The following is a 23,920-nucleotide window of genomic DNA, read 5'->3' on the forward strand; positions in this document are numbered from 1 at the left end:
TAAGCATTAGCGTTATTGAATAGGATTGATAAAGCTGCAAGGGTTGCGGTTATCTGCCACCATAAAAAAGCCCGCTTACTCGCGTAAACGGGCTAATTTATCACTTTGAGGACGTGATAAAAATCGGAAAGCCTATGGCTTAGTTACCCGGGCCTGCGTGCTTAATCGCATCAGACACATCGTAACGTTCAAAGTTATCCTGGAAGTCTTCTACCAGCTTGGCAACGTATTTGTCGTAAGCCGCTTTGTCTTGCCAGGTTTCTTTTGGCACTAACAGCTTGCTGTCTACACCAGGTACCGCTACCGGTACATCCAGGTTTAATCCGTCGATGTGCGTGGTTTCCACATTGGCCAGATCGCCATTTACAATCGCATCGATTACCGCACGGGTAGTAGGGATATCGAAACGCTTACCGGTGCCGTATGGACCACCTGTCCAGCCAGTGTTAACCAGGTACACTTTAGCGTTGAATTCCTTCACACGTTTAATCAGCAGCTCGGCGTATACGCCTGCCGGACGTGGGAAGAACGGAGCGCCAAAACAGGTGGAGAATGTAGACTCGATGTCAGACGTTGAACCAATTTCAGTTGAACCCACTTTGGCGGTGTACCCGCTCAGGAAGTGGTATGCTGCGGCTTCTTCGGTTAACACCGAAACAGGCGGTAATACGCCTGATACGTCACAGGTTAGAAACACCACTGAACGCGGCTCGCCAGCCATGTTTTCTACTACGCGTTTTTCTACGTGGTCTAATGGGTAAGCGGCACGAGAGTTTTGCGTTAGCGACACATCGGCATAGTCAGGAGTGCGGGTGTCGTCCAATACAACGTTTTCCAGAATGGTGCCGAATTTAATGGCATCCCAAATCACCGGCTCGTTCTTTTGCGACAGGTCGATACATTTTGCGTAGCAGCCGCCTTCTAAATTAAATACGGAGCCTGGCGCCCAGCCGTGCTCGTCGTCGCCAATCAGGAAACGCTTAGGATCGGCCGACAATGTCGTTTTACCGGTGCCTGACAAACCGAAGAACAGGGTAACATCACCTTCTGCACCTACGTTTGCTGAACAGTGCATTGGCAGTACTTCTTGTGCAGGTAACAGGAAGTTTTGCACAGAGAACATGGCCTTTTTCATTTCGCCCGCGTAACGCATACCGGCAATCAGTACTTTGCGTTCAGCAAAGTTAATGATCACGGTGCCGTCGCTGTTGGTGCCGTCCCGCTCTGGCTCGCACACGAAACCAGGCACGTTCAGCACTTGCCAAACCGGCTTGTTCTCGCTGTTCCAGTGATCAGGGGTAATAAACATGTTTTTGGCAAAGATATGCTGCCATGCTGTTTGCGTTCTCACTACAATCGGTAACGCATGTGCCGGATCGGCACCAACCTGTAACTGCGAACTGTAATATTCTTCCAGCCCCATCAGGTGGGCTTCTACCCGTTTCCACAGCGCATCAAACTTAGCTGCGTCAAACGGACGGTTAACCTTGCCCCAATCGATATCCTGTTCTGTTGTCGGCTCTTTAACAATGAACCTATCCAGCGGCGAACGGCCTGTTCGCTTGCCTGTTTCCACAACCAACGCACCATTTGCGGCTAGCTGCCCCTCGCCCTTATTCAGCGCATGCTCTACAAGCACCGCTGCTGATAAATTTGCCCATTCCTTTGCTGCTGATTGAATCGCTGCTGCCGCGGTCATATCACCTCACCCTCAAAACTGTAAACTTTCACCCAGACTTTCAGAATTCACCAAAAGCCCAACCATTGTATAGCAATAAAGGCATTGAACAACATCAAACTGAACAATAATGGGTATTAATTTTGTGCAATTTCCATTAATTTTCTGAAAGTCACTACAAAATCCACCCTCAATTTTGTCGTGCCATCCGCAGTTCAGGCAGGAAATTCAACGCCTGAATCTGGTGTACAGCGGCCATAACATCGTGTAAAGCAACCTCTACAGGCTACATTTTTACTATGCATAGCGGGAAAATAGGAACATTGACGCAGGTCAACAGAAGGGAAGTGCATGGCACAGGAATGTGCCATGCTGGCAGGTTGTTGTTATTGCGGAGTAGAAGGACTTTGGCTGTAACCAGAATGTAATGCTTCAACATCAATTTCATCGAAGCGATATTCGGTATGGCAATACTGACAGTTCATCGCAATAGCGCCTTCGGCTTTAATGATGTCCAGCAGTTCCTGCTTATCGAGATTGCGCAAAGCTTCGCTACTGCGTTGGCGCGAACAGGTGCAGGCAAATGCAACCGCTTTAGGAGCGTATAACTGAACGTGCTGCTCGTGATACAAGCGGTACAACACATCTTCAGCAGGCAACGAGAACAACTCTTCCGCTGTCATGGTTTCGGTTAATGTACACAGGTGTTCAAACTCGCTTTCGCTGGTCACCTGGGTAGATTCTGCCGATTGCGGCACTACCTGTAACAACATGCCGGCGGCCTTCGGTTGGTTATCTACCGAAAAGTCAGTGTGAATGAACACGCGGGTAGCCAACTGCTCCGAACGTTCAAAGTAATCCTCCAGACACCCTGCCAATGAGCCTTTATCCAGTGCTACCACGCCCTGATAACGCTCGCCCTCAGTAGGAGTAATGGTGATCACTAACACGGCGTTTTCCACCAACTCACTGAATGTGGCCTCCGACAAATCCGCGTTTTCATCCCAGCGCGCCACGCCGCGCAAGGTTTGCTCGTGGGTAGCGTTAATTACGGCATAACGCACCTTGCCCTGGCTTTGAATTTGCAAACCCACTTCGCCTTCAAATTTCAGTGTTGCCGTTAGCAAACTGGTTGCTGCCGCCATTTCGGCCAACAGTTGTTGAATAGATTTGGGGTAATCAGTGCTGTGAACAATTGGCTTTAAGGTATCCTGTAACCTTACCAATTCGCCCCGCACACTGGCTTTATCAAATAAATATCGGTGTAGTTGATCAAACTGATTCATCTCAATTCCTGTCTGGGTGGTTTGCACCCTATTGATGCTTAAACTTAATTAATTCGCGACGCTGCTTTTTATCGGGTCGATGATCCGGTTTCGGGCTATGGAAGGTCTGCATCTTTCTGGCCAATTGATTTTGCTCGCGTTTTGCTACGCTTTCCGGGGTTTCCGAATACATCAGCTCCGCCTCTTTTGCGGGTTGCCGCTTTTCTTCTATCCCGGTAACCTGCACTTCCTTCACATCCCATCCGGCTGGCACTCTGATCAGTGCACCCATCTCTACGATCTTGCCTGGCTTACTCTTTTGTCCATTATAGTGAACTTTTCCGGCCTGAATCAGGTCTCTTGCAATAGCGCGCGTTTTTGCAAGGCGTGCCGCCCAGATCCATTTGTCCAGTCGTACTTTAAGGGCTGTGTTGTCGTTGTTTACCATGAGCGTTTTACATACAAAAATGTCATATTTATTTAACCTGCCTGTATTAAGGTTGTTGCCCCCGCTCAGACTAGGCTATGATGTGACTGTTTAATAGCGGCTTATGTTCCACCAATTTGTTGTTTTCAGATGATAATTAATCAAACCAGCTTGCAAAATATCCCAGCGTTGCTGACAGCACATCAAACACGTATTCGCGTGGTTGTGCTCGTGCTATTAAGTATATATCTGATTGCGTACGCAGCGGACATAACCTGGAAACTTATTCCCACCCCGTCCTCAAACGCCCCGGTTACCACACCTGCCCGTTATACCGGTTCGGTTGCCAGCTCTCAAAATGGGGTCGATATAGGGCAAATACAACAGTTGAATTTATTCGGCGAGGTAAATAAAACCGCGCCACCTCCTGTACAGGAAACCATTACCGATGCACCGGAAACCCGATTAAATTTAGTATTGTCGGGCCTGGTGGCAAGTTCCAGTGAAGATGCGGGTACTGCCATTATTGAAAACCGTGGAAAACAGGCCACTTATGCCATCGGTGACAAAATTGATGGAACGAATGCGGTGCTTAGTCAGGTCCTTACAGACAGAGTCATCATTAAAAATGGTGGGCTGCACGAAACCTTAATGCTGGCCGGCCTGGATTTCAAAAAACAAATGGGTGGTGGCAGCACAGTGAGCAACCGCCAGCCAGCCAGAGTACAGCCACCGGCACAGCCTTCGCGCAGAGCGCGCGAACTTAGCGACGATGCCGTGGCCGCCACCGAAGCATTACGGGACAAACCCGCCAGCTTCACCGACTACATCTCAGTAACACCTGCGCTGGAAAACGGCCAGATGATTGGTTACCGCGTGAAACCTGGCAAAGACGCCAGCTTATTTGAGTCGGTAGGATTAATAAACGACGATGTCGTTATTCAAATTAATGGTCTGGATTTAACAGACCCGGCTCAGGCCCGCGATGCAATGGGTGAGCTACGAGATGCGCAGTCTATAGAACTTACAGTGACCCGCGAAGGCGAGTACATTACACTGTTTTTAGAGATGCCTGAGCAGTAATGAACGCAACAGTGAACAGGATACAAACTATGAGGCAAGTTGGTCGAACCTGGTTGACCCGGATTGGAATTGCAGTGTGTGCCACTGCGATGTGTATGCAAGCCGCGGCCATCGAGCGTATGCCCAAATTTCAGGACACCGACATCAATGAGTTTATTACTATTGTGGGTAAGAACCTGCAACGAACCATTATTGTTGATCCGAATGTTCGCGGCAAAATCAGCGTTATTAGTTATGACATGCTCAACGAAGAGCAGTATTACCAGTTCTTTTTAAACGTATTACAGGTGTACGACTTTGCGGTTGTGGAAATGCCCAACGGCATACTAAAAGTCGTGCGTTCTAAAGATGCTAAAACCTCGAATATTCCGGTAGTGGAAGATGCTGCACTGGATGGCGATGAAATGATCACCCGCGTTATTCCGGTATACAACGTGCCGGTGCGCGAGCTTGCCCCTATTTTGCGTCAGTTAAACGATCAGGCTGGCGGCGGTAACGTAGTAAGTCACGATCCATCAAACGTAATGATGCTAACCGGGCGCGCGGCGGTAGTGAACCGCTTGGTAGAAATTATTGAACGCGTTGACCGCGCCGGTGACGAAGAGGTTGATATTGTAAAACTGCAATTTGCGTCAGCCTCAGAAATGGTACGCATTGTAGAAAGCATCAATAAATCTCAGGGCAAACAGAATACCGGTACGAAGTCTGAGCCACGCGTGGTAGCAGATGATCGCACAAACAGCGTAATTGTAAGTGGTGATGCTAAAGCCCGTCAGCGTTTAATCAACCTCATTCAGCGCATGGATCAGGAACTGGAATCTAACGGTAACACCCGGGTTATATTCCTGAACTACGCCAAGGCAGACGATCTGGTAAAAGTATTACAAGGCGTGAGCGATAGCATTCAGGCGGAAGAAAAGGGCACCGCGAATACTGGCCGCCGCAGCGGTGGTAACCGCGATGTCAGCATCGATGCCCATGAAGACTCCAACGCATTAGTGATCACCGCCGAGCCCGATATGATGCGCTCACTGGAAGCGGTTATTCGCCAGCTTGATGTGCGCCGTGCCCAGGTTCAGGTTGAAGCCATTATTGTAGAGATGTACGAAGGTGATGGCACGTCGTTGGGTGTGCAGTTTGTCTCGGAAGAAGGCGGTGGCACGCAGTTTAACAATGGCGTAATACCGGTTGGCTCATTGGCCGTAGCATTAAAGCAGGCTGAAGATCAAACTACTAACTCAACCTACATAACAGCCAACGGCGAAGTAGTCACCACCACTGATGTTACCGAAGGTGATTACACCTCACTGGCGTCTTTGCTGGGTAGCGCGAATGGCATGATTGCCGGCGTGATTAAAAACGGCTGGGGCGCGGTTGTGCAAGCGGTAAGTAACGACACTAACTCTAACGTACTGGCTACTCCGCATTTAACCACTATGGACAACGAAGAAGCCTTCTTTATTGTGGGTCAGGAAGTACCCATTATTACCGGTACTACCACAGGTGCGAATAACTCTAATCCGTTCCAAACCGTAGACCGTCAGGAAGTGGGTATTAAGCTACAGGTAACGCCACAGATTAACGAAGGCAATGCTGTGCAACTTACCATAGAGCAGGAAGTATCCAGCGTATCAGGCGCAACAGCAGTAGACATCTCCATTAACAAGCGTCAAATCAAAACAACTGTTATTGTGGATGACGGTGGCACGATTGTACTGGGCGGTCTGATTGATGAAGACGTGCAGGAAAGTGTGTCCAAAGTGCCGTTACTGGGCGATATTCCGATTCTGGGCCACCTGTTTAAGTCTACCACCTCCAGCAAGCGTAAACGTAACCTGATGGTGTTTCTGCGACCCAAGATTATTCGTGATGGTGTCACCATGAACGAAATCAGCAAGCAGAAGTACAATTTTATTCGCGCCGAACAACTTCAGCGTCAGTCTCAGGGCGTTACCCTGATGCCGCAAACAGAAACCCCTGTGCTGCGGGAATGGGATGAAAGCCTGGCACTGCCTCCTTCATACGAAGAGTATCTGAAGCGCCGCGAAGAAGAGAAAAAAGCACAGGCACAACAGGACGGCAACTAATGAGCGAGCTACTCGACACGCAAACTGCCGGGCAGCCAGAACAACCCGATGACGATCAGGCTATTCAGCCTGATCGCCAGCTCCCTTTTAGTTTTGCCAAACGCCATAAGGTTCTGCTGGAAATCAATCAGGAACCGGCGCTGCTTTATCACACCAGCGAAACCCCATTTGAGGTATTTGCTGAAGTACGCCGCTTTTTTGCTGCTCCATTGGCGCTGAAAGAACTCGCTCTGGAACAATTTGAACCGTTGCTCACCCAGGCTTATCAGCGCGATTCCTCTGCCGCCAAGCAGTTAATGGAAGATTTGGGTAACGAAAGCGATTTGTTTGCACTGGCAGAAGAACTACCCGACACCGAAGACTTGCTCGATAGCGAAGATGACGCGCCTATTATCAAGCTTATCAACGCCATGTTGGGAGAAGCCATTAAAGAAGGTGCTTCCGATATTCACATCGAAACCTTTGAGAACCAACTGGTTGTGCGCTTTCGGGTAGACGGCGTATTACGGGAAATTCTGCGCCCCAACCGCAAACTCTCTTCCATGCTGGTATCGCGTATTAAAGTAATGGCTAAACTGGATATCGCCGAAAAACGCGTACCGCAAGACGGCCGTATCACCCTGCGTATTGCCGGGCGAGCGGTTGACGTGCGGGTATCCACCATGCCATCCAGCCATGGTGAACGGGTAGTATTGCGTTTGCTCGACAAAAATAACGCGCGCCTGAATCTGGCAGATTTAGGCATGACCGAGCAGAACCGGGCTCACTTTTCATCGCTTATTCGCAAACCCCACGGCATCATTCTGGTAACCGGTCCAACGGGGTCTGGTAAAAGTACCACGCTGTATGCCGGATTAAGCGAAATTAACTCCAAAGACCGCAATATTCTTACGGTTGAAGATCCCATCGAATTCGACTTACAGGGCATTGGCCAAACACAGGTTAATCCGCGCGTAGATATGACGTTTGCGCGAGGTTTACGGGCTATTTTACGTCAGGACCCCGATGTGGTCATGGTGGGTGAGATCCGCGATATCGAAACAGGGCAAATTGCCGTGCAGGCCAGTTTAACCGGTCACCTCGTGCTTTCAACGCTGCACACCAATACAGCAGCCGGCGCTATTACCCGGTTAGAAGACATGGGCATTGAACCGTTTTTGCTGTCGTCGAGTTTACTGGCAGTATTGTCTCAGCGCCTGGTAAGAACGCTCTGCTCGGAGTGCAAAACAGCCCATGCGCCCAGTGAGCAGGAAGCCACTATTCTGGGAATAGAGAACTATCATTCCTGTGTTATTTACTCGCCCAGAGGCTGCGCCGCCTGTAATCAAACCGGCTACCGTGGCCGAACCGGTATTCACGAATTGCTGATCGTAGACGAAACCATTCGTACCATGATGCACGAAGGTAAAGGCGAGCAGGCAATCGAAAAATACATTCGCAAATATACACCCAGTATTCGCGAGGATGGCTGTCGCAAAGTACTGTCTGGACGCACATCGCTGGAAGAAGTCTTGCGTGTGACCCGGGAGGACTAATGGCAGCGTTTGCATACAAAGCCATTAACGCCAAAGGCAAAAACACAAGCGGCGTACTGGAAGGCGATAACGCCCGCCAGATTCGTCAGCAATTGCGGGAAAAAGGACTGGTACCGCTGGAAGTTGAGCAGGTTGCCGAGAAAAGCAGCGGCGGAAGCCGTGGCGGTTGGCAGTTGTTTAAACCCCGTATTTCTGCCAGTGATCTGGCCCTGCTAACTCGTCAATTAGCCACCCTGATTGAATCGGCATTACCCATTGAAGAAGCCCTGCTCGCCGTTGCCGAACAGAGCGAAAAGACCCGTCAGAAAAACATGATGATGGCGGTGCGCAGTAAAGTAGTGGAAGGCCACACGCTGGCCGATGCGTTAAGTGAATTTCCCAGCGTATTCGACGACTTATTTCGCGCCATGGTGGCCGCGGGTGAAAAATCCGGTCATTTAGACACGGTACTCAACCGACTGGCCGACTATACCGAACGCCGCCAGCAAACCCGCAGCCAGATCATTCAGGCGTTAATTTACCCCGCTATTATGATGTTTTTTGCCATGATGATAGTGGTGGTGCTGCTAACCGTGGTGGTCCCCAAAATTGTAGGGCAATTTGATCATATGGGTCAGGATTTGCCCACCATTACAACCGTGCTGATTGGCATTAGCGAGTGGATGCAAAACTACGGCCTGTATCTGTTGCTTGGCATTATGTTGTTAATTGTGCTGTTTCAGCGATTGGTGCAACAGCCCGCGTTAAAACTGCGTTACCACCAGTTTATGCTGAAGTTGCCATTGATTGGCAAAGTGGCCCGGGGCCTGAACACCGCACGATTTGCCCGCACACTCAGTATTTTAACGGCCAGTGCCGTGCCGTTATTAGAATCCATGCGGATTGCCACCGACGTATTGCAGAATAAATACATAAAGGCGCGTATCAGCGAAGCGGCAATCAACGTAAAAGAGGGCAGCAGCCTGCGTGCAGCTCTCGACAATACCAAAATTTTTCCGCCCATGATGATGCACATGATTGCATCGGGTGAACGCTCAGGAGAGCTGCAACAAATGTTGAGCCGCTCAGCCGACAACCAGGACAGGGAATTTGAAGCGCTGATAGGTGTCTCATTAAAAGTCTTCGAACCCGTGCTGATCGTTTCAATGGCAGCAGTGGTGTTATTTATAGTTATGGCAATTATTCAACCAATTCTTGCGCTTAATAATATGGTGAACGTGTAATGAAAAACTTAAACAGACAATCAGGTTTCAGCTTAATTGAAATCATGGTGGTACTGCTGATCATCGGCATTCTGGCCTCTATGGTAGCACCGCAAATTCTGGGTAATCAGGAAGAAGCACAGCTGAAAAAGGCCGCAGTAGATATTCAGCAACTGGAAAGTGCGCTGGAAATGTACAAGCTAAAAAACAACCGCTTCCCCACTACCGAGCAGGGCCTGGACGCGCTGGTAACCGCACCGACGATTGATCCTATCCCGCGTAACTACCCGGAAGCCGGCTTTATTAAACGTTTGCCTGATGATCCATGGGGCAATCCTTACGTGCTGATCAGTCCCGGAGAAATGGGCACCATTGATATTTTCTCTAACGGTCCGGATGGCGAACCAGGTACTGATGACGATATTGGTAACTGGAATATCAACGAATACCTGAACTAACCGACTCGCTGCCATGCGCGTGCACAGCTCCGCTTCTGCTCAATTCGGCTTGCCACGCGCTCAGGGCGGCTTTACGCTGCTTGAGGTAATGCTGGTACTGTTGCTGATGGGGCTCACGGCGGGCTATGTGGTGTTTAACGCGTTTGGCACCAATCCCACAGAGCAACTGGAACGGGAGGTTCGACGGTTACAGGTAGTGGTAGACATGGCCAGCGACTTTGCCGTGCTGAATCAGCAACAACTGGGCATTTATTTCGACACCGAAGCACGTAGCTACACCTTTATGCAGCTCGACGAAGAAGACAACTGGCTGCCCATTGAAGGCAATAAAGTGTATGCCCCAGTTACCCTGAGTGAGCCATTTTACTTTACCCTGGCCCTGGACGATTTGCCCTGGCAAACCGAAGACAGCCTGTTTGATCGTGAACTGTTCGATGCCACGCTGAGCGTGAACGATAAAGAAATGAACATTGGCGAGGAAGCACCACCACCGCCTCCGCCGCAAATTCTCATCCTGTCGAGTGGCGAAATCACGCCGTTTAGCCTGACATTTTATTTTGAACCTGAGTTTGGTAACGAACTGCCTGCCTATTTCTTGCTGAATAACCAGGACATGCCACCGCTTGAAATGGTTGGTCCGCTGGAGCAACTGCCGTGAGGGTAATAACACGTCAGTCTGGCCTTACTCTGCTTGAGGTAATGGTAGCGCTGTTTATTTTTGCCGTTACCGGCACCGCTATCATGAAAGCCGCTTCAGAACATTTAAACGGCGTAGGGCAAATTGAAGAAGTTGCTATTGCCACCTGGGTTGCCAACAATCACATAAATGAACTTCTGCTGGAACGCAGCTGGCCGCTAAAGAACAATCAAAAAGGTCAGCAGGATATGGCTGGCCGCACCTGGTACTGGACCCAGGTAGTTAAAGCCACCAACGACAGCGACTTTAAAGCCGTAGAGGTGAGCGTTAGTCTGAAAGAGCAACGCACCGACAACATCACCACCGTAGTGGTATACCTGGCCAAACCCGCTGAGGTGACCCCATGACACAGCGCGGTTTTACGTTAATCGAAATTCTCATCGCCATGGCCATTTTTACCATGATAGGCCTGGCCTCAACCGCCCTGCTAACCACGGTAATAGACAGCGATGAGGCGTCCAGTGAGAAATTTGCCGAATTACAGCAACTACAGCGCTTTATGCTGACGCTTGAGCGCGATGTGCTGCAAGCCGTTGACCGCCCGGTAAGGGTTGAAGGCGAAGAAAATAAAACCGTGTTTCGCGGCGGAGAGCTGGACGACAGCGATGCCGACGGCATGGCATTTGTGCGAGGCGGCTGGCACAATCCTAAACTCATGTTACCGCGCAGCACCTTACAGGGTGTGGCTTACCGCCTAAAAGACAACAACATTGAGAGACTCAACACGGTTTACGTTGATAACGTATTGGGCTACGAGCCCAAAGTAAGGGTAGTGCTCAGCGACGTGAAAGATTTTCAACTGGAATTCAACACCGGTGAAGAAGAGGGGCGCAATAACAGCTGGCACGACAGCTTTACCGGCGAGCGATTACCCGACGGCATACGAGTAACCATTGTTACGGAAAACGGCAACGAATACATTCGCGTATTTGCGATTGGCGGAGTCGTCAGCAATGGGTAACGTTAAGTATCAACAGGGCGCCGCGCTGCTCATTGTATTGATAATAGTGGCGCTTGTTGCCATTATTGCTACCGAGATGGGCGCCCGGCTTCAACTCCAGGTTCAGCGCGCCATTAATATCAAAGACAACAATCAGGCATACTGGTATGCCGTTAGTGCCGAAGAATATGCCCGCAAGTCAATTGCTACGTTAATGCAGGAAACCGGCGACAAGATCCATTTAAACCAGCCCTGGGCAGAAGCGTTTGAATACCCGATGGACAGCGGCGGCATCAGTGCCCGACTGGAAGATATGCAAAGCTGTTTTAATTTAAATGCCTTGCCCGACGCCAACCAACAAAATGCGTCTGCCACGGAGCCTTCGGAGGCCCTGATTGCTTTTGCGCGCCTGTTGCAGTTGGTAAACGAAGACATCGACAGTTACACCGTAGATACCATCCGCGATTCACTGGGCGATTGGATCGACAGCGACGATCAAATGCGCGTTTATGGTGCCGAAGAAAGCGAGTACGCGTCGCGGGAATTCCCCTATCTGGCCGCCAACAGCATGATGGCGAGCCAATCGGAACTGCGCCTGATTAATGGTGTGGAACCGCAGTGGCTGGATAATTTGTTGCCAATGGTGTGTGTCATTCCTGCCAGCAATCTGATGTCGGTGAATGTAAATACCCTGTCGGAAGATCACGCGCCGTTACTTGCTGCACTTACCGGATTAAGCACCGACCAGGCCAACAGTGTGATCGCTGCACGCCCACAGGATGGCTGGGATGACGTAAACGATTTTCTTGCAGAGCCAGACATTGCGGCCCTGCAATTAACCACTACCCAAACAGAATGGTTCGCCGTCACCACAGAGTATTTTATTTTACATACCAAGAGCCGTTACAATGAGGCAAGTTTTGCTATGGCGACAGTGTTTAATGCCACCTCAGCGGGGGATGTAACTGTGTTACGGCGCGAATTTGGAGTCTTAAAATAATGGAACAGTTAGTTGTCAGACTTGGCACCGCTATTTCCGATCCGGTCCACTGGGTTGTTTGGTCTACTCAGGATCAGGATGTGATCGCCAGCGGCGAACTGCCCGACGCCAGCGCACTGGCCAGCCTTACCGAACGCACCCGCCTGCGCAAAGCGCTGGTGCTGGTGCCCGGAGCAGACGTCAGGCTGTGTCAGGTAGAACTGCCGCCTAAGGCTAACCGCAAAATCCTGAACGCAATCCCTTACATGCTGGAAGACGAGCTGGCTAACGACATCAGCGAACTGTTTTTTGCCTTTGGGCCCAAATCAGGCAATCAGCAAAGTGTAGCGATAGTAAGCCACGATGCGTTAACGCAATGGCAACAATGGATTGAAGATGCCGGATTTATTTGCGACATCCTGATGCCCGACACCTTAGCGCTGCCGCAGCCGGAGCCTCAGCACTGGAGCGCCATAGCGCTGGGCGATCAGCTGATTGTGCGCCAAGGTAACTGGCAAGGTGTGCAGGGTGAAGCCAACTTTATTACCGGTGTATTGGCATTTCAGGCCAAACAAATCCCCGAGGGTATTACCGTGAATGCCTTGTCGGACCTGGATTTACACGCAGTGCCCAACATTACCGTTACCGCCGACGAGTCAGGGCTACCGCCCGCAGGCAAACTGGCAAAAGCAGCGTTGTCTGCCTCATTTAACCTGCTCCAAGGTCAGTATAAGGTTAAAAAGCAACACAATCAGGTGTGGCAGCTGTGGCGCACGCCAGTGATATTACTCGGCCTGGTGGTGGTCCTTACGCTGGGCGAGAAAGCGCTGCAATTACAACAACTCAAACAACAAAACGATGAATTGACCGCACAGATTGATACGGTGATTAAACAGGGATTCCCTGATTTGGGCGCATACCGCGATGCCCGCACACGTATCGAGCGCGAAATGGCAGATCTGGAGCAAGGCGGCAACGGCGGGTCAGTACTGGTTATGCTGGCACAGTTAAACAGTGCATTTGCCAGCTCTAAGGTAACACCACAAACCATCACCTTTAACGCCAATCGCAGTGAGATCCGCATGCAGGCTGAGGGTAAGGATTTTGATGCTCTCGACGCCTTTAAACGTCGTGCCGAAGCAGCTGGATTCAGTGTGGAGCAGGGCGCAATTAATAAGCGCGACGACAAGGTGATTGGCACAATGGCAATAAGGGGCGCGTAATGGACAAGTTAAAGCAAAAATTTGCCGCCCTCACCGAGCGCGAACAGCGTTTGGTTATGCTCTCCGCTATTGTTGTAGTGGTAGGTTTATTCTACTGGGGCGTATGGGCACCACTTAACCAGGGTATTGCCCAGCAAACCAAGCAACTTGGCAATAACAAGGCACTGTTAAGCTGGGTAGAGGAGCAGGCAGCTCGCGCCACTTTCCTGCGCAGCAGCCAAACAGGAAAACGCAGCCTAAATGGCTCGCTGCAACAGGCCGTTACGTCGTCCAGCAATCAGTTCTCGCTGTTTATCTCTCGTATGCAGCCGCAAGGAGAAGATCTGCAGGTGTGGATTGATGAAGCCGCCTTTAACAATCTGGTTGCCTGGCTCGATCATTTGGAATCCCGTGGCGTGAATATAGACCAACTGGATGTGACTGAAGCAGACGCTTCAGGCATGATTAAAGTAAGACGATTGGTACTGAGTAAATGATAAAACAGTATTGGCGATGGATCCTCGCCGCCCTTTTTCTCTATCTCATTTTATTGATCGCTTACATGCCAGCAGCGCAGATTGCCTACCGGGTACCCTTACCCAATACGGTGAAACTGGGCAATGTGTCGGGCACCCTGTGGAAAGGCGAAGTTGATCGCCTGGTGGTGAACAATATGCCGGTACAACGGCTTAGCTGGGAACTGTCTGCTTTGCCGTTGCTAATGGGTAAACTGTCGGTAAGTCTGGATGCAGGTAATATGCGTTCTTCCGATGCGATTGCGTTCAAAGGCCCGGTAAAACTGGATTTATTCGCCGAAGGCAACCTTACCGCCAGCGATTTTTTGCTGTTTTTACCCGTTGACCGCGTATTGTCAGAAGTGCAATTACCGTTGCCAGTAGACGCAGGTGGGCGCTTTCGCGTAAACGTAGAGTCACTGAGTCTTGAGGCGGGCAAATGCGCACAGATGATGGCCTATGGTGACTGGCTTAATGCCACGGTTGCTGGCACCCAAGGTCCTATTGAGCTTGGCAACTATACGGCATCGCTGCGCTGCGACAATCAGCAATATCTGATATCGGTAACTGAGCCTAATTTATTGGGGTTAACCCTGGATGTACAAGCAGCTAACGACCTTTCGGGATTAACGCTAACGTCGAAATTTAAGCCTGATCCGTCACTTCACCAGGAAGTGCATGAGGCAGCACAATTCTTTGGTCAGCCCGACAGCGACGGCTATATTCACTACGATATTCGATAAAAATAAATATGTTTTTTCACTCAGGCCGTATCGGCGGCCAGAGTGAAAATGCTTTACTTAGTTAAACCACTGCCAGCGGTTGCGGGTAGTCAGAAATATCACTAATCCTCCCACCAAGCCAAACAGCGCCCCCAGAATACCTACTCCCAGGTAAATGTTAATCACAAACGCAATGGCAACAGAAAGGTACATGCCGTAAACCGCCCACTTTTTCCAGCACCATATACCCACGGCTATGGCGAAATTGATGGTGCTCATCACCCCGAAGAAATAGACAATGCCGATTGTTGCTTTCGGGTGTACCGATACAATGACATCCGGTGAGGTAAAATAGGCGAATGCGGTAAGAGGGTTGGCTATAAACATTAAAATAAGCAATGCCGTTAGCCAAAATCCACGTGTTTTTTGCGGTGGCTTATCGTGTTCTTTATTGATCGCGGACGCTTCCTGCATGAGCACTCCCTCAGTAAAAGGTTAATTCAATTTTACCGGTAGGCGCATTTTCCAGCTGTATGGACGTGCCGCCACTAACGGTAACAAACCCACCTTTTTTGTACGGGGCCTGGGTGTATACAATAATGTAGGCAGTGTGCTGCGGGGTGCGTTTGCCGCCCAGCATGTGGGCATTACTGTCGCCGTTGAAACTACCATCATAAAATGTCATATCCATGGTGCCCTGTTCAATGGCATTAAACTGACTATCTAAAAACAGCAGATACGGCTGCATATACTGGCCAATAAACATGCCGTTAAAGTAGCTTTTAATTTGTATATTGGATTGCTGAAGTTCAGCGGGAATTGCCAGAGCGCCAAAATACGTTTTACCGTGGCCAAAGTCGAACACCGGGGCGCCTTTTTCGTTCAGTTCAAATGTTGCCACCTTGGTACTGTTTAATGGCTGATAACTAATATTACTGATATCTGAACAGCACAGGTTCTTTTGATTCAACGCGTTATTTTGATCGGCAATGGTTGTAACACACGCGCTAAGCAACAAGCTCAGGCTTAATACTAAGAACTTCACAATCTGTCTCCCTAACAATTGCGGGGCAATATCCAAAACGGTCACCAGCCCCAACTGTTTGTTTTAATAAATATTTATCCGTTATGGTAATCAACAGCTTAACGTTAAGCCCGGTGGATATGCCAGCAGATTTTCGGGCCGGCAAATAATTTATGCAGTTGATGCCGGGACTTACCCGGCTGGTGTCGATCAGGCAGAAAACAAACTGGCGTGATTAAATGGCGACATGGCCAGGATCACCGCCAGCTCGTAGACGCTTTGACGGGTAGCCAGGTTATTGGTGAGTAAACCAATGGCACCGCCTTTTTGTTTTACATTTACGGTATTGAATGTACGGTCCATCACAGGTCCTAGCTCTTCACCGTTCACCAACGCCTGATACACACTGTTGGGAAGAGGTAAATTGGCACTGCGGCCTACCGACCACTGTTTTCCATTACAAATGGCTACATACGCAAATGTTGCGGGGCCATCTTCAAAACAATCCACGCCGCCCTCTATGGCGATATACCAATCGGCTTGTTGCGTTTGCATACAGGCTTTTACGCGGTTTACCGCGCCTAAACGGGTTTCAGCTTCGGTCATCGGCTGATCGGCCACCAAACTGGGCGCATCCACGCCTAGCACGTCCTGCTCGCCAATATTACCCAGCACCTTATCCATAGCAATGCGTGCAGCATTAACTTTTACCGGGTTCTGCGACCCTACTACAAGCTTCATTATCTGACTCCTGCTATTTAAATGGCGGGTTGTTGCGAATATCGTTCAACAGGGTGCGATAGTCGGTTACCGCCGGAAATGCCCTGATATCCCTCACCGGCTGCTTGCTGTCGGGGTTACTTACCGCCAACAAATGCTTAACACCAAAGGTTTTTGCCGCTTCAAGAATAGTTAAACTGTCGTCTACAAACAGTGTGGCAGCAGGATCAAAACCCAAACGCTGCTGAAGCGCCCGCCACAGCTCTTGCGACTCTTTAGTCACGCCAAACTCATGGGTTGAGATAAGCGTATCAATATGCGAATCGAGCTGAGTATGTTCCACTTTCAATGACAAACTGCCTGGGTGAGCATTGGTTACCAGCACAACGTCGCGGCCGCTTTCGTGCAATGCATCTAAAAACGGAATGGTATCGTCGCGCATTGCAATCAGGTGTTCTATTTCCCGCTTTGCAGCAACAATATCCATGTTCAGATAGTCCGCCCAGTAATCCAGACAGTACCACTCTATTTTGCCGCTTACCCGCTCGTAATGCGCTGTCATTTCGGCCCGACACGCCTCTAAGGGCTTGCCTGAACGCTCAGCTATTTTCCGGGGTAAATGCTCCAGCCAGAATTGATTGTCAAAATGCAAGTCCAGCAAGGTGCCGTCCATATCCAGCAACACCGTTTTGATTTCTTTCCAGGGCAGAAATGGCAAGCGCTTTTCCTTCAAATACGTTAATCTTAAGATTGACACTATGATAACGAAAGACTGACCTGAACAACATGAGCAATATGGAAAAGGACAAAACATTGCCTATTATCCATCAGCGGGAAATTGTGGCAGAAAGCCGTTTTTTTCGCGTGGAACGCGTAGATCTGGAATTTTCCAATGGCGCTACCCGCCAGTTTGAACGCATGGCTGGCTACAGCCGCGGCGCGGTAATGATTGTTGCCGTTCAGGATGGACACTTTTTGTTAGTCAGAGAATATGCTGCGGGCACCCATTCCTACGAACTCGGGTTCCCCAAAGGATTGATTGATCAGGGTGAAAGTGCGCTTGAGGCAGCCAACCGGGAATTACAGGAAGAAGCGGGCTTTGGCGCGAAGTGTTTAGAGGAAATACACAGCGTTAATATGGCGCCAACCTTCTTCAATGCGCGCATGACTATCGTGATCGCCCGCGATTTGTATCCCCAGAGCCTGCCCGGTGACGAACCAGAACCACTGGAAGTTGTGCGCTGGCCAATCAATCAAACCGATGAATTACTCGCCCGCGACGACTTTATAGAAGCCCGCTGCGTCGCCGCGCTTTTCCTTGCTCAAAAGTGGTTAAAGGAGCACCCCGACTATGCCTGAACACACCGATGAAGCCTTATTAAATATTGCCAAAGAAGCCGCTGTTGCTGCCGGCGAGGCAATTATGACCCTCTACGACGAGGGAGACTTCGAAAGTTATCAAAAAGCCGATGATTCACCGGTAACCAGCGCCGATTACAAAGCCAACGAAATTATCTGCCAGCACCTCAAGCTCAATACACCCGATATTCCCATTTTGTCGGAAGAGAATAAGCACGCGAGTCTGGAAGAACGCGCGAAGTGGAAGCGCTACTGGTTAATTGACCCCATCGACGGTACTCAGGAATTTATCGCACGCAGTGGTGATTTTGCCGTGAACATAGCCCTGATAGAAGATAATGATCCTAAGATAGGCGTGATTTTCTGGCCGCCAGGGCAAAGTCTCTATTATGCAATTAAGGGCCATGGCGCATTCAAAGAATCCCCGGAATCATCTGGCCCCATCAGCGTGCGAAAACTAGAGGATCCGCACAACAGTGTGGTGATTCTGGCTATTAGCCGTCGCCAACCTCGCGAGCGTGTGACTGGCAGAATGAGCGCCAAGCGTGTGTATCAAACGCTGCCATTAGGCAGTTGTTCGTTAAAGGCCTGTTTTATTGCCGAAGGTAAGGCCGATGCATTTATGCGCATTGGCGTTACCGGCGAATGGGATACCGGTGCGTCGCAATGTATTGTTTCTGAAGCTGGCGGAGCGATTTTTGCGGCCAACTTTGAGCCATTAAGCTATAACCAGCGTGATTCTTTGGAAAACCCGGATTTCGTGGTGTTGGGCGACCAGAACGTGCCCTGGCAGGACATTATCCAATATTAAGGAGCAAATTTATGTTTAAGCAATCTGTAGTGTTACTTTCTGCTTTGTTATCTGCGTCGGCATTTGCTCAGTGGACTCTGGATGAAACCCAGTCATCCCTGTACTTTATGTCTACCAAGAACGCTCAGGTAACCGAAGTTCACCGGTTCGATGCGTTGTCTGGATCACTGTCTGATGCAGGCGTACTCAGCATCAGTGTCCCCCTGTCGTCGGTAAATACCAATATTGCCATCCGCAATACCCGCATGCAGGAAATGCTGTTTGAAGTGAGTAAATACCCAACGGCAACCTTCACCACTACACTGCCTTCAGACTTACTCGACATGGACGCTGGCACCAGTCAGGCCGCTGTTGTTGAAGGTGAGCTTAGCCTGCACGGAATGACCGCACCGGTGAGTTTTAATGTGATGGTAAGCAAGCTGTCTGATGACACCCTGCAAGCGTCAACCATAGCACCAACCCTGATTGGAGCCGAGACATTTGGTCTGAAAGGGGGCGTGGAAGCATTACAAAATATTGCCGGCTTACAGAGCATTACGTTTAATGCGCCGGTGACATTCAGCGTTACATTCGAGAAGTAATCCCTTCCCCAAATGGAAGCCTAATGAGAAAAGGCGGGGCAGTCTGAGGAGAAGACACTGCACCCGCCTTTGGTTCAACCTAATTCGTTATCCCGTTATCACTACACCGCCTGTGGCAATGCACGCGGCTCCGGATGTGAACTGAAATCCTGAATGGTCATAGGCACCCAGTGGCTCTCTGGTAAAGCAGGTACTGTTAATGCAGCAACACTTTCCACAACGGGTTCCTGATAGTTAGCCATTCCTAATCTCACACGCTTCAGCGCTTTACATTCGCTGAGCTCGTCGTGGATCACAAAAATTCCCCAGCGAAAGCTTTGTTTACCCAGTGTAAGGCTCGACGTTAAGCGAATAATGGGCGATGCCAGTAAGAGTCCCACCAGCACAGGTAACAACCAGGCAAACAGGGCAGGCGTGTAATAGGCAGTGACTGCACCCCACACCAGTGCGGTTAGAGTGGCAATATGCGCACGCTTAATAGCAACACTCCAGGGCACCATGCTGCCTTCGCGTGCCTGCGCTTCCCATTTCACAGAAATACCCATAAACACGCTCAATACAAAGTAGCTGTGATAGAACATCATCAGGGGCGCAATAATAATAGCCATGATCAGTTCCATTACACCGCCTTTGATCAGGCGCCATGCTCCACCGAACTCGTCACGGCGCTGAATCAGTGCCAGTACCAATCCCAGGATTTTTGGCATAAACAGGGCCGCCATAGTGCCCCACATAGTGGCAAACATCAGACCCTGACGGGCGATCTGCCAGTCTGGGAACAGCTGATAAGGCGAGCTAAAGAACTGCACGGGTGTTAGTGCTTTATTCAGTGCATCAGCAGTACCAAAAGCCAGCACCAGCAATAACAACAGCGACGAAATGTACGCAAACGCGCCAAACAAAAAATGCAAACGACTCGTGGTTTTTAAACCCTTAACACCCAGCAAGCCAAGATGCTGAATATTGCCCTGTACCCAACGGCGATCGCGGGTAGCATATTCAATCATGTTTGAAGGCACTTCTTCATAACTGCCCGTAGTATCGGTTAACAGGTAAACCTGCCAGCCAGCGCGGCGCAGCAACGCAGCTTCAACGAAGTCATGACTTAAAATGTCGCCACCAAATGGCTCTTTGCCCGGCAGCGTAGGCAGGCCACAATGCTGCATAAAGGGCACAATACGAATAATAGCGTTATGGCCCCAATAGTTCGCACTGTCGGTTTGCCAGAACGACAAACCGGTAGCCAGCATCGGGCTGTACAGATGCGCAGCAAACTGCACGAAGCGCGCGAAAAAGGTGTGCTGACGTACTGGCATAGGAATCGTTTGAACCAGCGCGGTATCCGGGTTTTGTTCAATGCGTTGTGCCAGGTCCAGCATGCGCTCGGCAGACATAATACTGTCGGCATCCAGAACAATCATAGATTCGTACTGACTGCCCCAGCGCTGACAAAAGTCGGCGATATTCCCAACCTTACGGCCAATGTTCTTCTCGCGGCGGCGATAAAATACCTGACTGCCGGCGCTGCCTAAGCGTTGCTGCAGCGCTTCCCAGGCAGCCAATTCTGCTTCCGCAATGTCGGCCTTGGTGGTGTCAGACAACATGTAGAAATCAAATTGTGCACCCTGACTGCTGCTCAGCAATTCGCGCACACAGGCTTCGAACCCGACCATAATGCGGCGGGTATCTTCATTGTAAACCGGCATTACAACCGCATGACGCTGAGATAGCGGCATACTGGCATCAGGACTGGGCAGGGCTTTTTTCAAGCTTAACGGATCAATGTTAAACAGCTTTAAAACAAAGCCAATCACTGCCGTCCAAAACGACATGGACAGCCATAAGAACAGCACGGTACTCAGCACCAGCTGCGCGATTTCCAGGCTGGTTAACTGATTCGGTTTAAAAATCTCATACAGGCTCCAGGTGGCCAACGACGCAGTTGGCAATACCAGTAGTGCCATGATGGATAATCGCACACCCTCGCCCCAGGTACGCAGAGAAGCAGTATTAGGCGCATGGTGAGTAGCGTGCGAGTGCGCATTATTTTGCGTGGTAAACATAGTTCCATACCTCACTAACACGTTGATTATTTTGATGAATAGAGATCCGCATATCGGTTGCTTTATTACCTTGTGGTGTAACCAGGAAGGTGGCTCGCAGCGCTTTACCGCCGTCCACCGGAAAAACTCTTACCTGACGAATGGTGCCCTGGCTCACACTGGCTTTTGCTTCCAGAGCAGCCGGGTCAAATGTCATACCTTGTGGCACAGCAAAGTCCACAATAAAACGGCGGGTGGCAACGGCATTATCCTGCTCACCCGGCAGCACGGCTGCCCCCTGGCGCGTTCTTACCACACGGGCAATGTGCGCTTCAGATTTGCTGTCTATCGTACCTTCTCCTAACCCGGTCACAGTTGACAAGGTATAAGAGAAATAACGATGTTCACCGGCTTTAAAAGGTGCGTCTGGTACCCAGTAAGCCACAATGTTGTCGTGGGTTTCTGAGTTAGTTGGGATTTCTACCAACTCCAGGCGACCAGCTTCAAAACCTGATTGTGGCGTTACCCATAATCCAGGGCGAATATGATAGTTCGCTTCGCCATCCAGGTAGTTGTCGAATGCGATATCACGCTGCATTAAACCAAAGCCTTTAGGCGCTGAATCGCGCATCGAGGTGATTTGCAATTGCGAAGGGTTGGTTAGTGGACGCCAAATTTGCTCTCCCGATTGGGTATGCAATAACATGCCATCGCTATCGTGCACTTCCGGGCGGTAATCGTCAGGACGCTTGCCTGAGTTTTCGCCGTACAGGAACATACTGGTAAAGGGCGCTACACCCAGCTTCTTCACGTTTTCACGCGCAAATAACCAGCTTTCAACCTGCATGGCCGACTCGCTTCCGGGTGTGATCACAAATTTATAGGCACCGCTTACTGAAGGGCTTTCTAAGCGTGCATATACCGTAATTGGATCGCCGTCTTTTGGCTCAATTAACCAAAACTCGGTAAAGTGCGGGAATTCCTCACCTTCCGGCATACCAGTATCAATCGCCAATCCCCGCGCTGAAATCCCATACACGTGAGACTGACCCACTAAACGGAAATACGATGCGCCCAAAAACACAGTGAACTCGTCTTTGTACGAGGTGTTTTTAATGGGGTAGTGCAAACGGAAACCCGCATAGCCATTGTTTTCTTTAGTCACTGCAGCGAGTGGTGCGGCTGTAGTGTCGTAGTTAAATGCATTGCGATTAAACGCGAAGCGAACCGGTTTATTGTCGCTACCTACGGTATAAATAGTGACGGGCTGCTGATACAAGAATCCGGGGTGAAAAAACTGCACCTCGAAGTCTTTCTGGTTGCGCCACAAGCTTTGATCAGCGTTAAATCGGATCGCGCGGTATGTTTGATAGTCCATGTTTTTCAAAGCATCATCCAGGTCATGATCGCTGACCTCAAAGTCTTGTTGCGCTGACAGTTCAGCTGACTCAATGACGCTTTGTAAAATCTGGGCGTGGGGAGGTACTCCCTGAAAAACTGGCTCTGGATTTGCCGCAACGCTAAACGTCGCCAAAGTAAGACAAAGGCTAACGATTGCGGTTAAATACGATGATGTCGTTCGTGCCAAATAGCGCGTCGGTCGGGAATCTTTTGTAGAAAAAAGCGCCATATTGATCTCCATTGATGTGAAAGCCTGGTACCTTAAACTCTCACAGCAATTCCCGATCCAACGTTGCACGATCAATTCAAAATCAAATAAAATTCAATAATATTAAACAGTTACAGCATGATGCTGGCGTAAGAAAAAATTATCATTCACACAAACAGCGTGTAATCCCTACAGATAACCATGAAAGTGTAGGAAATTTGCAACACTATGAAAGTTCTACTCAACATCCCTGCTACATAGCAACAATGCCAGCGCGAAAGTCGCCCTAAAACAAATTCACATAAGACACTGTTTAATAGGCATTTTATTTTTTAATTTGGGGCATTTTGTATAACTTGGCCCGTAGCTTGCGATAGTCAGCACGATACATTCATTAATAAGGAATTCGTTTATGAAAATGATCACAAAACTGCTTTTAGCGGGAACCACGTTGCTGTCTGTTTCTCTTCCTGCGCTGGCGGATACGCCTGACTGGCGCTATGCAGAAGGCGGGTATACCCGTTATGGTTTTGACAACAGTAATTTTGAACCCGATGGTTTACACATTGGCGGGAAATATTTACTCGATGGTAATTTTTACGCCAATGGCGAGTTTAGCTGGCTTGATCAGTCTGGTTTTGACTTTACTACGCTGACATTAGGTGGTGGTTACCGCATGGCATTAAACAACACTACCGATGCTTATGTTGGCGCCAACTTTGAACGTTTGGATGCCGACAACTACGACGACAACGGTTATAGCCTGGTAACGGGTGTGCGTTCCATGATTTCACCTGATTTGGAATTAACTGGCGAACTGGGCTATTTCGACGTTGACGAAGGTGACATCACACTTAAAGTTGGTGCTTACTATTACTTCAACCCACAATTTGCAGTAGGCGCAAGTTACAAATTTATTGATGACGCAGACGTATTGCAGGTAACAGCCCGCTACGCGTTCTAAGTGTTTTAACCCTAACGCAG

Annotated in this window: 25 protein-coding genes; 16 read left to right on the top strand and 9 right to left on the bottom strand. The window is 49.7% G+C overall.

Annotated elements, in window-relative coordinates:
• Positions 1-139: 139 nt before the first annotated feature.
• From ACLR2L_RS02040 to hslR, 3 genes are all read right to left on the bottom strand, one after another.
• Complete coding sequence (locus ACLR2L_RS02040; RefSeq protein ID WP_181405108.1) at positions 140-1,699, bottom strand: phosphoenolpyruvate carboxykinase; 1,560 nt, start codon at positions 1,697-1,699, stop codon at positions 140-142.
• A gap of 365 nt (positions 1,700-2,064) precedes the next feature.
• On the bottom strand, positions 2,065-2,964 hold the full coding sequence (hslO, locus tag ACLR2L_RS02045) for an Hsp33 family molecular chaperone HslO (RefSeq protein WP_413365259.1): 900 nt from the start codon (positions 2,962-2,964) through the stop codon (positions 2,065-2,067).
• Between the two features lie 28 nt (positions 2,965-2,992).
• Positions 2,993-3,391, bottom strand: coding sequence for a ribosome-associated heat shock protein Hsp15 (gene hslR, locus ACLR2L_RS02050; protein WP_413365261.1), 399 nt, complete (start codon positions 3,389-3,391; stop codon positions 2,993-2,995).
• 129 nt (positions 3,392-3,520) lie between these two features.
• Here hslR and gspC point away from each other — a divergent pair, with 129 nt between their 5' ends.
• The 12 genes from gspC to ACLR2L_RS02110 all read left to right on the top strand — a co-directional run bounded on the left by gspC (position 3,521) and on the right by ACLR2L_RS02110 (position 14,811).
• Complete coding sequence (gene gspC / locus ACLR2L_RS02055) at positions 3,521-4,453, top strand: type II secretion system protein GspC (RefSeq protein WP_413365263.1); 933 nt, start codon at positions 3,521-3,523, stop codon at positions 4,451-4,453.
• 89 nt (positions 4,454-4,542) lie between these two features.
• The gene (gene gspD / locus ACLR2L_RS02060) at positions 4,543-6,540 is read left to right on the top strand and encodes a type II secretion system secretin GspD (protein WP_413365358.1); all 1,998 of its coding nucleotides are present in this window, start codon (positions 4,543-4,545) and stop codon (positions 6,538-6,540) included.
• On the top strand, positions 6,540-8,075 hold the full coding sequence (gene gspE / locus ACLR2L_RS02065; RefSeq protein ID WP_413365265.1) for a type II secretion system ATPase GspE: 1,536 nt from the start codon (positions 6,540-6,542) through the stop codon (positions 8,073-8,075). Before gspD ends, gspE begins: the two co-directional genes overlap by 1 nt.
• A complete protein-coding gene (gene gspF, locus ACLR2L_RS02070) occupies positions 8,075-9,298 on the top strand; it encodes a type II secretion system inner membrane protein GspF (protein WP_413365267.1) in 1,224 nt (407 codons plus the stop codon). Before gspE ends, gspF begins: the two co-directional genes overlap by 1 nt.
• Positions 9,298-9,735 (top strand): type II secretion system major pseudopilin GspG, encoded by a 438-nt coding sequence (gene gspG, locus ACLR2L_RS02075; RefSeq protein ID WP_140957819.1) that lies wholly within the window; start codon positions 9,298-9,300, stop codon positions 9,733-9,735. The genes gspF and gspG overlap by 1 nt, the downstream gene beginning before the upstream one ends.
• Before the next feature lie 13 nt (positions 9,736-9,748).
• Positions 9,749-10,393, top strand: a complete 645-nt coding sequence (gene gspH / locus ACLR2L_RS02080) for a type II secretion system minor pseudopilin GspH (RefSeq protein WP_413365269.1) — start codon at positions 9,749-9,751, stop codon at positions 10,391-10,393.
• Entirely contained in the window at positions 10,390-10,779 is a 390-nt protein-coding gene (gene gspI, locus ACLR2L_RS02085) for a type II secretion system minor pseudopilin GspI (protein ID WP_255439086.1), read from the top strand. The genes gspH and gspI overlap by 4 nt, the downstream gene beginning before the upstream one ends.
• A complete protein-coding gene (gspJ, locus tag ACLR2L_RS02090) occupies positions 10,776-11,393 on the top strand; it encodes a type II secretion system minor pseudopilin GspJ (protein ID WP_413365272.1) in 618 nt (205 codons plus the stop codon). Before gspI ends, gspJ begins: the two co-directional genes overlap by 4 nt.
• Complete coding sequence (gene gspK, locus ACLR2L_RS02095) at positions 11,386-12,372, top strand: type II secretion system minor pseudopilin GspK (RefSeq protein WP_413365274.1); 987 nt, start codon at positions 11,386-11,388, stop codon at positions 12,370-12,372. The genes gspJ and gspK overlap by 8 nt, the downstream gene beginning before the upstream one ends.
• Entirely contained in the window at positions 12,372-13,574 is a 1,203-nt protein-coding gene (gspL, locus tag ACLR2L_RS02100) for a type II secretion system protein GspL (protein WP_140957823.1), read from the top strand. Before gspK ends, gspL begins: the two co-directional genes overlap by 1 nt.
• On the top strand, positions 13,574-14,050 hold the full coding sequence (gene gspM / locus ACLR2L_RS02105) for a type II secretion system protein GspM (RefSeq protein ID WP_413365276.1): 477 nt from the start codon (positions 13,574-13,576) through the stop codon (positions 14,048-14,050). Before gspL ends, gspM begins: the two co-directional genes overlap by 1 nt.
• 65 nt (positions 14,051-14,115) lie before the next feature.
• On the top strand, positions 14,116-14,811 hold the full coding sequence (locus ACLR2L_RS02110; RefSeq protein WP_413365278.1) for a type II secretion system protein N: 696 nt from the start codon (positions 14,116-14,118) through the stop codon (positions 14,809-14,811).
• A 57-nt stretch (positions 14,812-14,868) separates the two neighbouring features.
• On the opposite strand, the gene ACLR2L_RS02115 is transcribed toward ACLR2L_RS02110, so the two are convergent.
• From ACLR2L_RS02115 to yrfG, 4 genes are all read right to left on the bottom strand, one after another.
• Positions 14,869-15,264 carry a hypothetical protein gene (locus ACLR2L_RS02115; protein WP_413365280.1) on the bottom strand — a complete coding sequence of 132 codons (396 nt, stop codon included), beginning with the start codon at positions 15,262-15,264 and terminating at the stop codon, positions 14,869-14,871.
• Positions 15,265-15,274: 10 nt separating this feature from the next.
• Complete coding sequence (locus ACLR2L_RS02120; protein ID WP_413365282.1) at positions 15,275-15,835, bottom strand: hypothetical protein; 561 nt, start codon at positions 15,833-15,835, stop codon at positions 15,275-15,277.
• 189 nt (positions 15,836-16,024) lie between these two features.
• Positions 16,025-16,555 (bottom strand): inosine/xanthosine triphosphatase, encoded by a 531-nt coding sequence (gene yjjX, locus ACLR2L_RS02125; protein ID WP_181405111.1) that lies wholly within the window; start codon positions 16,553-16,555, stop codon positions 16,025-16,027.
• A 13-nt stretch (positions 16,556-16,568) separates the two neighbouring features.
• A complete protein-coding gene (yrfG, locus tag ACLR2L_RS02130; RefSeq protein WP_413365285.1) occupies positions 16,569-17,252 on the bottom strand; it encodes a GMP/IMP nucleotidase in 684 nt (227 codons plus the stop codon).
• A 68-nt stretch (positions 17,253-17,320) separates the two neighbouring features.
• Between yrfG and nudE the strand changes: the two genes are divergently transcribed.
• From nudE to ACLR2L_RS02145, 3 genes are read left to right on the top strand one after another with little or no spacing between them, the layout of a single operon-like run.
• Positions 17,321-17,893: an ADP compounds hydrolase NudE gene (gene nudE / locus ACLR2L_RS02135; protein WP_140957830.1), complete on the top strand. Its 573-nt coding sequence runs from the start codon at positions 17,321-17,323 to the stop codon at positions 17,891-17,893.
• Positions 17,886-18,704, top strand: coding sequence for a 3'(2'),5'-bisphosphate nucleotidase CysQ (cysQ, locus tag ACLR2L_RS02140; protein ID WP_413365287.1), 819 nt, complete (start codon positions 17,886-17,888; stop codon positions 18,702-18,704). Before nudE ends, cysQ begins: the two co-directional genes overlap by 8 nt.
• Positions 18,705-18,715: 11 nt before the next feature.
• Positions 18,716-19,285 carry a YceI family protein gene (locus ACLR2L_RS02145; RefSeq protein WP_413365289.1) on the top strand — a complete coding sequence of 190 codons (570 nt, stop codon included), beginning with the start codon at positions 18,716-18,718 and terminating at the stop codon, positions 19,283-19,285.
• Positions 19,286-19,386: 101 nt separating this feature from the next.
• Here ACLR2L_RS02145 and mdoH read toward each other — a convergent pair whose 3' ends face one another.
• Together mdoH and ACLR2L_RS02155 are read right to left on the bottom strand one after the other, a co-directional pair.
• On the bottom strand, positions 19,387-21,348 hold the full coding sequence (gene mdoH, locus ACLR2L_RS02150) for a glucans biosynthesis glucosyltransferase MdoH (protein ID WP_413365291.1): 1,962 nt from the start codon (positions 21,346-21,348) through the stop codon (positions 19,387-19,389).
• Positions 21,329-22,957, bottom strand: a complete 1,629-nt coding sequence (locus ACLR2L_RS02155; RefSeq protein ID WP_413365293.1) for a glucan biosynthesis protein — start codon at positions 22,955-22,957, stop codon at positions 21,329-21,331. Before ACLR2L_RS02155 ends, mdoH begins: the two co-directional genes overlap by 20 nt.
• A 391-nt stretch (positions 22,958-23,348) precedes the next feature.
• Here ACLR2L_RS02155 and ACLR2L_RS02160 point away from each other — a divergent pair, with 391 nt between their 5' ends.
• A complete protein-coding gene (locus ACLR2L_RS02160) occupies positions 23,349-23,900 on the top strand; it encodes an outer membrane beta-barrel protein (protein ID WP_255439089.1) in 552 nt (183 codons plus the stop codon).
• Positions 23,901-23,920 lie beyond the last annotated feature (20 nt).

Origin of the sequence: Alteromonas sp. AMM-1 (assembly GCF_047290655.1) — a bacterium.
Taxonomy (GTDB): Bacteria; Pseudomonadota; Gammaproteobacteria; order Enterobacterales; family Alteromonadaceae; genus Alteromonas; species Alteromonas mangrovi.

What these genes read in the sequence shown, in the direction of transcription:
- gspH (WP_413365269.1), top strand. Translation starts at nt 9,749, where the DNA reads ATGCGCGTGCACAGCTCCGCTTCTGCTCAATTCGGCTTGCCACGCGCT.
- hslO (WP_413365259.1), bottom strand. Translation starts at nt 2,964, where the DNA reads ATGAATCAGTTTGATCAACTACACCGATATTTATTTGATAAAGCCAGT.
- gspJ (WP_413365272.1), top strand. Translation starts at nt 10,776, where the DNA reads ATGACACAGCGCGGTTTTACGTTAATCGAAATTCTCATCGCCATGGCC.
- ACLR2L_RS02145 (WP_413365289.1), top strand. Translation starts at nt 18,716, where the DNA reads ATGTTTAAGCAATCTGTAGTGTTACTTTCTGCTTTGTTATCTGCGTCG.
- hslR (WP_413365261.1), bottom strand. Translation starts at nt 3,391, where the DNA reads ATGGTAAACAACGACAACACAGCCCTTAAAGTACGACTGGACAAATGG.
- gspG (WP_140957819.1), top strand. Translation starts at nt 9,298, where the DNA reads ATGAAAAACTTAAACAGACAATCAGGTTTCAGCTTAATTGAAATCATG.
- gspM (WP_413365276.1), top strand. Translation starts at nt 13,574, where the DNA reads ATGGACAAGTTAAAGCAAAAATTTGCCGCCCTCACCGAGCGCGAACAG.
- gspD (WP_413365358.1), top strand. Translation starts at nt 4,543, where the DNA reads ATGTGTATGCAAGCCGCGGCCATCGAGCGTATGCCCAAATTTCAGGAC.
- ACLR2L_RS02115 (WP_413365280.1), bottom strand. Translation starts at nt 15,264, where the DNA reads ATGCAGGAAGCGTCCGCGATCAATAAAGAACACGATAAGCCACCGCAA.
- ACLR2L_RS02040 (WP_181405108.1), bottom strand. Translation starts at nt 1,699, where the DNA reads ATGACCGCGGCAGCAGCGATTCAATCAGCAGCAAAGGAATGGGCAAAT.
- gspC (WP_413365263.1), top strand. Translation starts at nt 3,521, where the DNA reads ATGATAATTAATCAAACCAGCTTGCAAAATATCCCAGCGTTGCTGACA.
- mdoH (WP_413365291.1), bottom strand. Translation starts at nt 21,348, where the DNA reads ATGTTTACCACGCAAAATAATGCGCACTCGCACGCTACTCACCATGCG.
- cysQ (WP_413365287.1), top strand. Translation starts at nt 17,886, where the DNA reads ATGCCTGAACACACCGATGAAGCCTTATTAAATATTGCCAAAGAAGCC.
- gspE (WP_413365265.1), top strand. Translation starts at nt 6,540, where the DNA reads ATGAGCGAGCTACTCGACACGCAAACTGCCGGGCAGCCAGAACAACCC.
- gspL (WP_140957823.1), top strand. Translation starts at nt 12,372, where the DNA reads ATGGAACAGTTAGTTGTCAGACTTGGCACCGCTATTTCCGATCCGGTC.
- ACLR2L_RS02155 (WP_413365293.1), bottom strand. Translation starts at nt 22,957, where the DNA reads ATGGCGCTTTTTTCTACAAAAGATTCCCGACCGACGCGCTATTTGGCA.
- nudE (WP_140957830.1), top strand. Translation starts at nt 17,321, where the DNA reads ATGAGCAATATGGAAAAGGACAAAACATTGCCTATTATCCATCAGCGG.
- ACLR2L_RS02160 (WP_255439089.1), top strand. Translation starts at nt 23,349, where the DNA reads ATGAAAATGATCACAAAACTGCTTTTAGCGGGAACCACGTTGCTGTCT.
- gspK (WP_413365274.1), top strand. Translation starts at nt 11,386, where the DNA reads ATGGGTAACGTTAAGTATCAACAGGGCGCCGCGCTGCTCATTGTATTG.
- gspF (WP_413365267.1), top strand. Translation starts at nt 8,075, where the DNA reads ATGGCAGCGTTTGCATACAAAGCCATTAACGCCAAAGGCAAAAACACA.
- yjjX (WP_181405111.1), bottom strand. Translation starts at nt 16,555, where the DNA reads ATGAAGCTTGTAGTAGGGTCGCAGAACCCGGTAAAAGTTAATGCTGCA.
- ACLR2L_RS02110 (WP_413365278.1), top strand. Translation starts at nt 14,116, where the DNA reads ATGCCAGCAGCGCAGATTGCCTACCGGGTACCCTTACCCAATACGGTG.